The organism is Actinomadura craniellae, assembly GCF_003289645.1.
Lineage (GTDB): Bacteria > Actinomycetota > Actinomycetes > Streptosporangiales > Streptosporangiaceae > Actinomadura_D > Actinomadura_D craniellae.
On record NZ_QLYX01000016.1, the window covers coordinates 201,946 to 209,549 of the forward strand.

The window sequence follows — 7,604 nt, forward strand, 5'->3', positions numbered from 1 at the left end:
ACGGGACCACGCCCAATAGTCGACCCAGCACACGAGCAGGGCTTCGTCAACAGCCTGCGGAGAGCAAGCCGTAGGGGTGAGTAGGGGGGAGTTAGGGGTTACGCCGGTGCAATTCGGTCGGCACGATTACCGCCATGTCGAATGCGCAGCCAGCGAGACCGTCATCCCCTGCACCGCCAATCGACAAGAAAATAACCAAATCCTTTTACGTGCACAGCCAGGTAGAAAAAGCCGAACTGGCCATCGCATCCGATTTCTTTGCGACCACGGGGCGGACCGTGGGCGCATTCACCGACCTGGTGCCCAGGCTGGAGGCGAACCTCACCGTATGGGAGACCCTGACGCCACCTGCCGGAACCGAGATCGGCATGACCGCCGACGACTATCTGGACCGCTGGCTGGCGGACGTCCGGGCGAGCGACCATGTCGTGCACACGGTGTTCGGTTTCTGCGTGGGCAGCGTGTTCGCGGCGGCGATGGCCGAGCAGGTCACCGCCCGGCAGGGTAGCGCTCCCCGGCTCATCCTCTTCGACCCGGAACGACCGCATGCCGCGCTGCTCCACCGGCACTACGGTGACGCGCTCCAAATCATCTCGATGGCGCTCTCCGACACCGAGATGAAGGCGGCGACACATGCCGGCGAAGCCGCCCTCGAAGAGTGTTCCGACCTGACCGGACTCGCCACACGGCTGAGCGCCGCACTGCTCGACATCGGCGACCCCGCTCTTCGCCGCGCCGGACTCGGCGAGCAGCGCCGGACCGAACTGCTGGGCACGTTCGGATCATTTCTCAACTATCTCGCCGCCTCGGCCGAGATAGACCCCGGCGATATCTGGCCGACCGCTACGGCGATCAGCTCCGCCACACCGCGTAATGGACTGAACGTGCTCCCCCCCGAGCAGCGCGCCGACGCCGTCGCACGCGAAATCCGCTTCGATCTGCAACACGCCGACCTGCTGCGCAGCGTTGACGTGGCCAAGACCGTGGATGAACTGCTGAGGACTTGATGCCTTCTTCCAGAGAACGCCTGCCCAGTCCAGCCCCCGGTATTTCGCGAGAACACACGACGGCGAGCGCAAAAGAAGAAGCCCTGTGGCTGTTGGAGACCCTGGTACCAGGGTGCGCCGCCAACAACGTTCCCTTCGCTCTTCAGATTGCCGGAGAGCTGCACATACCGGCGCTGGAACGGGCGCTGTCGGCTCTGCTGCGCCGTTACCCGGTACTCCGCACGGTCTACCGGGCGCACGACACCCGGTTGACCAAGACGACGCTGGAGCCCGACGAGTTCCCGGTCGAGATCGAGCGGCTCCACTCCTCGCACCCGTCGGTCGAAGCGGACCTCACCGCGTTCGTGGCCAGGCCGTTCAGCCTGGACGGGAGCCCCCTGCTGCGGGCCGGTCTGCTCCCCCGCGAGGACGGCGCCTATTTCTGTGTCGCCGTCCATCACCTCAACTTCGACGTGGCCTCGGCGACGATCTTCATTGAGGATTTCGCCGCCGCGTACGAGAACGAGGTCACCGGCAGCCCGTCCCCGCCCGGGGACGGTCCGGTCGACCCGCTCGTCGAGGCGGAGCCCCGGCCGGAGAGCCTGTCCTTCTGGCACGAGCAGCTGGCCGGCTTCGACCCGGACGGCTCCGACCTGTGGTGCGGAGTTTCGGAGATCCCCCAGCCGACCCTGCTGGGCGAGCAGATCACGTACCGGCTGTCGCCCGCGGTGAAGAAGAGCGTCCAGCGAGCGCAGAAGGATCTGCGGTCCCCCGAAGCGGTCATCCTTCTCGCCGCGTACTGCCTGCTTCTCGACGGGCACGGCGCGGGCCCGGACGTCGTGGTCGGCTCTCCCGTCAACGTGCGGCCCCAGGGCGCGGAGCGCGCGATCGGGTACCACGTCAACTTCATCCCGCTGCGCGTCCGGGTGGACAGGGCGATGAGCGTCCGTGACCTGGTGCTCCGTACCAGGGATGTCTTCTTCAACTCGCTTCTGCACGCCGACGTCCCGGTCGACGCCCTGACGCGCGCGCTGCCGAGATCCGCCTTCGCCCGGCGCGCCATGCTCTTCCGGCACGTGTTCAACTACCTGCCGGACTTCGAACTGCCGGAGTTCGTCATCGCAGATCGTCCGGCCCGGACGCTGATGGTGGAGAACGGTTACAGCAAGTTCGACATCGAGTTCTTCGTCATGTCGTCCGGCGAGGACCTCCGGGTGCGCATCGTCTACCGGCCGGAGATCCTCGGCCGGTCCGACGTCGAGCTCATGCTGGAGCGCTACGAGGCACTGCTGCTTTCCCTGACCGCGGAAGCGGACCGGCCGGTACGCGAGATCCCCCTGTGGGGCGAGCGGGACCGGACCGTGATCGAGACGGCGAACAGGACGGCGGCCCAGGTCCTCCCCGCCTCCGTGCTGGAGGCGTTCCACGGACACGTCGAAGCCTCGCCCGACGCGGTCGCGATCGAGGACGGCGAGCGGACGGTCACCTATCGAGGCCTGTGGGAATCGGCGTGCGCCGTCACGGACATGCTCAGGGAGAACCGCGTCGATCCCGGCGACGTGGTCGCGGTGGCGGTCAAGCGCAGTCCCGAACTCGCGGCCTCCGTGCTCGGCATCTGGCTCGCGGGCGCGACCTACCTGCCCATCGACCCCGATCACCCCGCGCAACGCGTCAGCTACCAGCTTTCGGACTCCGGCACCAGGGTGGTCCTCGCCGGAACCGAGATGGCGGGACACCTCGGCGACGGGCTCACCGTGCTCCCGCCGGATCCCGTCGCCGGCGAGACCGCGGCGCGCCGGCTCGGCGACTTCCCGGCCGATTCCACCGGGCGCGCCTACCTCATCTACACCTCGGGATCGACGGGACGGCCGAAGGGCACGCTCGTCACCCACCCGGGCCTGGCCAACGCGGTGGCCCACTTCACCGAGGAACTCGGCGTCGGCTCCGGCGACTCGATGCTGTGGCTGACGACGTTCGCGTTCGACATCTCCGGCCTCGAACTGTTCGTCCCGCTCTTTTCCGGTGGGCGGGCGGTGGTCGCCCCCGACGAGGCCAGGGTGAACGGCGGGCTGCTGCACGATCTCATCGAGCGGCATGACGTCCAGGTCATCCAGGCGACGCCGACCACGTGGCGGATCGTCCTGGGGGACGGAGCCGGGATCCTCCGCGGCCGGAAGGTGCTCTGCGGCGGAGAGACCCTGCCGGTCACGCTGGCGCAGCAACTCGTCGCGACGGGCTGCGACCTCCACCACGTGTACGGGCCCACCGAATCCACCATCTGGTCGACGTCCGGGACGGTGACCGGCCGTCCCGGCGCACGGCTCGACGTCGGCCGGCCCATCCGCAACACACAGATCATGGTCATGGACCCCGACGGGCGAGAGCTTCCCCTCGGCGTCAGCGGTGAACTGTGCGTCGCCGGCCATGGCGTCGCCGAGGGCTACCACAACAGGACCGAGCTGACGGCGGACCGGTTCCGCGATCACGCGGTGCACGGCCGTTACTACCGCACCGGGGACACGGCCAGGTGGCGCACGGACGGCACCCTGGAACTCCTCGGCCGGAGCGACCGGCAGATCAAGCTCCGCGGAAACCGGATCGAACTCGGCGAGATCGAAGCCACTCTGCTCCAGCACCCCGAGGTGAAGGCGGCCGCGGTGATCGTTCTCGGTGACCCGAGCGCGGACGCCAAACTCATCGCCTTCGTCGAGGCCGCGGGTGGCTCGCTGTCGGTCGACGACCTCTGGGAGCAGGCGCGTACCAGCCTCTCCCGCTCCATGGTGCCCCAGGAGTTCGTCGTCGTGGACGCGCTGCCGACCAACGCCAACGAGAAAGTCGACTACCCGGCGCTCACGGCGATGGCCGCCGAGCGCGGCACCGAAACCCGCGCACCGCGAGAGCCGGGTTCGCACGAATCCGATGAACTGCTCGCGACCCTCATCACGCTCTGGAGCGGACTACTCGAACGCGAGGACGTGACGGCGGACACGAACTTCTTCACCAGCGGCGGCGATTCGCTGCGCGGCGCCCTGCTGGGGCAGCGGCTCGAAGACGGCACCGGCATCTACGTCCCGCTGGCGGAACTGTTCGAGAATCCGACACCTCGGAATCTCGCCGCCTGGATCCGCGCCGCGAACGGCGACCAGGAGGCCGCCCCGGTCGGAACACCGGCGACGAGCGCTGAACATGACCCGCGAACACCGATTTCTTGAGACGGAGCGAAACGGTGCGGTATGAGGTGCTGGGGCCTCTTCGAATTGTCGACGAACACGGCGGTTCCTTCATCAGCGGACGCAAGATCGAGACAGTGCTGGCCGTACTGCTCGTCCGGGCGGGCGGGGTGGTGACCTTCGACCAGCTCATGGCCGAGATCTGGGGGGACACCCCGCCACGGCGCGCGTCGGCCGCGATCTACGTCTACATCTCCCAACTGCGCAAACACCTGAAACGGCCCGGCAGGTCGAGCAGCGAGATCATCACGCGCGCGCCCGGTTACGTCCTGCAGCTGGGCTCCGACGAATTGGACGCGAACTCGTTCATCCGGCTGGTGAACACCGGCCGCGAGCATTCCAGAGAAGGGCGCCACCGGGAGGCCTCACGCTGCTTCCAAAGCGCACTGGACCTGTGGCACGGGCCCGTACTCGGAGATCTCCGTGGTGGGGGTTCGATCATCGAGGGCTTCGCGACCTGGCTGGAGGAGGTGCGCCTGGAATGCACCGAGATGCTGATGGACTCCTATCTCCAACTCGGTGACCATCGACGGCTCGTGGGCCAGCTGTATTCGCTCGCCTCGGAATATCCGCTCAACGAGGCGTTCTATCGCCAGCTCATGCTCGCGCTCTATCGTTCCGAGCGCCAGGCCGACGCACTGGAGGTCTACCAGTCGGCCCGTAAAGTGCTCAAGAGCCAGCTGGGATTGGACCCATGCCGCGGGCTTCAAGATCTCCAACGAGCCATACTTCTGGCGGACGACCAGCTCGAAACCACGGGCTGAGGACATAATAACAACGGCTCGCCCCCTCCTCCCTGGAGCATGCATGTATCGGCGCCTTCTTCCGCTTATGCTTGCCACATTCGCCATCGGAACCGACAGCTTCGTGATCGCCGGAATTCTTCCCCAGGTCGCGCAGTCTCTGGAAGTCAGCGTCGGATCCGCCGGCCAGCTCGTGACGGCCTACGCATTGACCTATGCGCTGCTCTCACCGGTCGTCGCGGTTGTGGCCGCCCGCTGGTCGCGTGACCGTCTGCTCCTGGTGGGCCTGAGCCTTTTCGTCATCGCCAACATCGGTACCGCCCTCGCCCCCACCTTCGGCCTGGTGATCCTCTGCCGGATCCTGGCCGGGCTCGGCGGCGCCGCCGTCACCCCCGTGGCCGTCGCCACCGGAGCGTCGCTGGTGCCGGAAGAACGGCGCGGAACGGCTCTGGCGGTCGTCGGTGGAGGCATCGCGGTCTCCTCCGCGCTGGGTGTTCCGCTCGGCGCGGTGATCGGCAGCCTGAGCGACTGGCACGCCACGATGTGGTTCGTCGCGGCTCTCGGGGTCGTCGCCGCCATCGGGATCATCGCCTTGGTGCCCAACCGTCCCGCTCCCCCGCCGATCGGGTTGCGTCAGCGTCTCGCCCCGATCGGCAACAGCCGGATCGCGCTCACCCTGGCCACCACGTTGTTCGCCTTCACCGGCAACTTCATCCTGAACACGTACGTGAGCCAGACGTTCATGGGGGCGACCGGCGGCCACGGCACCACCCTGGCGCTGCTGCTCTTCCTGGCAGGTGCGGCCGGCGTCGTCGGGAACCTCGGCTCCGGCCCGCTGACCGACCGCTGGGGCAACCGCACGGTCTTCAACATCGCCGCCGCCATCACGATGGTCGACTTCGCGCTGACCCCCTGGACGGGCGAGTATCTGGCCGCGGCCGTCTTCGCCGTGCTCGTCTGGGGCGTCGCGGGCATGGCGCAACTCGTTCCCCAGCAGGACCGGCTCATCGGGATCTCACCCGAGTCCGCCCCCCTCGCCATCGCGTTGAACAGTTCGGTCGTCTTCATCGGCGCGTCGCTCTCCGGAGTGATCGGCGCCGTGGGCCTCAACCTCGTCGGCGCCCGCTATCTCGGCGTGATCGGCGCGGTGCTCTTCGCGGTCTCGCTGGTCTTCGCCCACCTCGCCTACCTCTCCATCAAGCGAGCCCAGCCCCTGCCCCAGGTCGTGAAGCCGTAGGAAGGCCCCAAGGTCGCCGACCACCGGGAGGACAGCAGTCCCCGTCTGGTAGGTCGTGAAGCCGTAGGAAGGGCCCAAGGCCGAACCGACGGAACGGCCGGCTCGGTGCCGGTGGCCCCGGCCGCCGAGCCGGCCGCACCTCGCGTCGCCACGGCGCGACCGGCTCATCATGCGGGGCGGCCCGGCGTTCCACCCGGTCAAGCAACCGCGGCCTGCCGCCGCGCCGGCACGTGCTTTTCGGCGACGCCGGAGACGGCCCCCCGGAATCAAGGCCACGATCGCCGCGGTCCCGAAGCCGCGTGGACGGTGATCCGGTACCCGGACGCCGTCCGAGGCCGGAAATACGGGCGCTGGATCCCTGCGGACGAGGTCGCCGAAACCGCCCACACCGTGTTCACATCGTTCACCTCCAGCGATGACCGCCCGCCGCATCGTCCGCCGGGCCAAGCGCCTCGTCCCCCGGGCAGCCGGCGGCAGGAGTGGCCGTTCCGGCTCCGGCGCCGCCCCGCGAACTTCACCGGCAGCCAGCCGGCCGAGGCGCGGCAACCACACTGGCGCGATCGAGCAGACCTTCACCGCCCCGGCCAGCACCCCCCGGCGCACCTGCCCTCAGGGGCCTCGGCCACCAACCCGGCCTGGCCCACCTGCGCCGCCATCACCCACGACCTGCTGCGCCCGGCCAGATGCCCGGCCTCGGCGTTCCACACCGAAGTGCGCTGCGCGACTTCGCGTCGCCACCCGGTCAGCACCCCGGCCCGGCTCGTCGCCACGGCCGTACCGGACGAGCAGGACACCTCATCCCGCGCCTGTCCGAGCACCGGTCCTGGGCATCCGCCCGGCCCGTACTCTTCGGCACCTTCCCCGCGCCACCGGCGGCAGCGGTCCAACCAGCCCCGATCCCGGTCACCGCTCCCCGCTGGCCCGTCGGCCCGCCATGGTCACCTGCCCCGATCTCGGCGACCGCGAGCACCGTGGACAAGCCGCACGCTCGTAGGCGGCGGGACGACCACGCACGAAACCCGAACTCACGTGGTGGATTCAGGATCAGGAACGCCCCCGAGCTCGTTGTCGAGCATCTCGAAGATCTCGTCGTCGCTGGCCGTCTCCAGGACGGCATCAGCGCCATCCCGGTTCGCCGTCGTATGGACCGACCGAAGCCGCAAAATGGCGTCCTGCAGGCGATGAATCGCTTTGGCGCGCACTTCGCTGTCTGCCTGGTCCGTAGAAAGCTCCGCCACCAATCCATCCAATTCCTTGAGCACGGCCAGGTCGGTTTTGGGGGCGATCTGGGTGTGGATGTGGTGGGCCAGTGCTTGGGGGTTGGGGTGGTCGAAGATCGCGGTGGGGGTGAGTTTGAGGCCGGTGGCGGCATTGAGGCGGTTGCGGAGTTCGACCGAGGTCAGGGAGT

General features: G+C 68.3%; 6 protein-coding genes. 4 read left to right on the forward strand and 2 right to left on the reverse strand.

Features of this window, described 5'->3' with window-relative positions; translation table 11 throughout:
* The first annotated feature begins 134 nt into the window (after nt 1-134).
* From DPM19_RS28620 to DPM19_RS28635, 4 genes are all read left to right on the forward strand, one after another.
* Nucleotides 135-1,007 (forward strand): hypothetical protein, encoded by an 873-nt coding sequence (locus DPM19_RS28620; RefSeq protein WP_146779029.1) that lies wholly within the window; start codon nt 135-137, stop codon nt 1,005-1,007.
* Nucleotides 1,007-4,198, forward strand: coding sequence for a non-ribosomal peptide synthetase (locus DPM19_RS28625; protein ID WP_111871159.1), 3,192 nt, complete (start codon nt 1,007-1,009; stop codon nt 4,196-4,198). The genes DPM19_RS28620 and DPM19_RS28625 overlap by 1 nt, the downstream gene beginning before the upstream one ends.
* Before the next feature lie 14 nt (nt 4,199-4,212).
* Nucleotides 4,213-4,980: an AfsR/SARP family transcriptional regulator gene (locus DPM19_RS28630; protein WP_111871160.1), complete on the forward strand. Its 768-nt coding sequence runs from the start codon at nt 4,213-4,215 to the stop codon at nt 4,978-4,980.
* 67 nt (nt 4,981-5,047) lie between these two features.
* Nucleotides 5,048-6,196 (forward strand): MFS transporter, encoded by a 1,149-nt coding sequence (locus DPM19_RS28635; protein WP_199485335.1) that lies wholly within the window; start codon nt 5,048-5,050, stop codon nt 6,194-6,196.
* 572 nt (nt 6,197-6,768) lie between these two features.
* Here the strand turns inward: DPM19_RS28635 and DPM19_RS28640 are convergent.
* A complete protein-coding gene (locus tag DPM19_RS28640) occupies nt 6,769-6,966 on the reverse strand; it encodes a hypothetical protein (protein ID WP_146779030.1) in 198 nt (65 codons plus the stop codon).
* A gap of 255 nt (nt 6,967-7,221) precedes the next feature.
* A partial coding sequence (locus tag DPM19_RS28645) for an acyl carrier protein (protein WP_233510858.1) occupies nt 7,222-7,604 on the reverse strand: 383 nt, incomplete at its 5' end.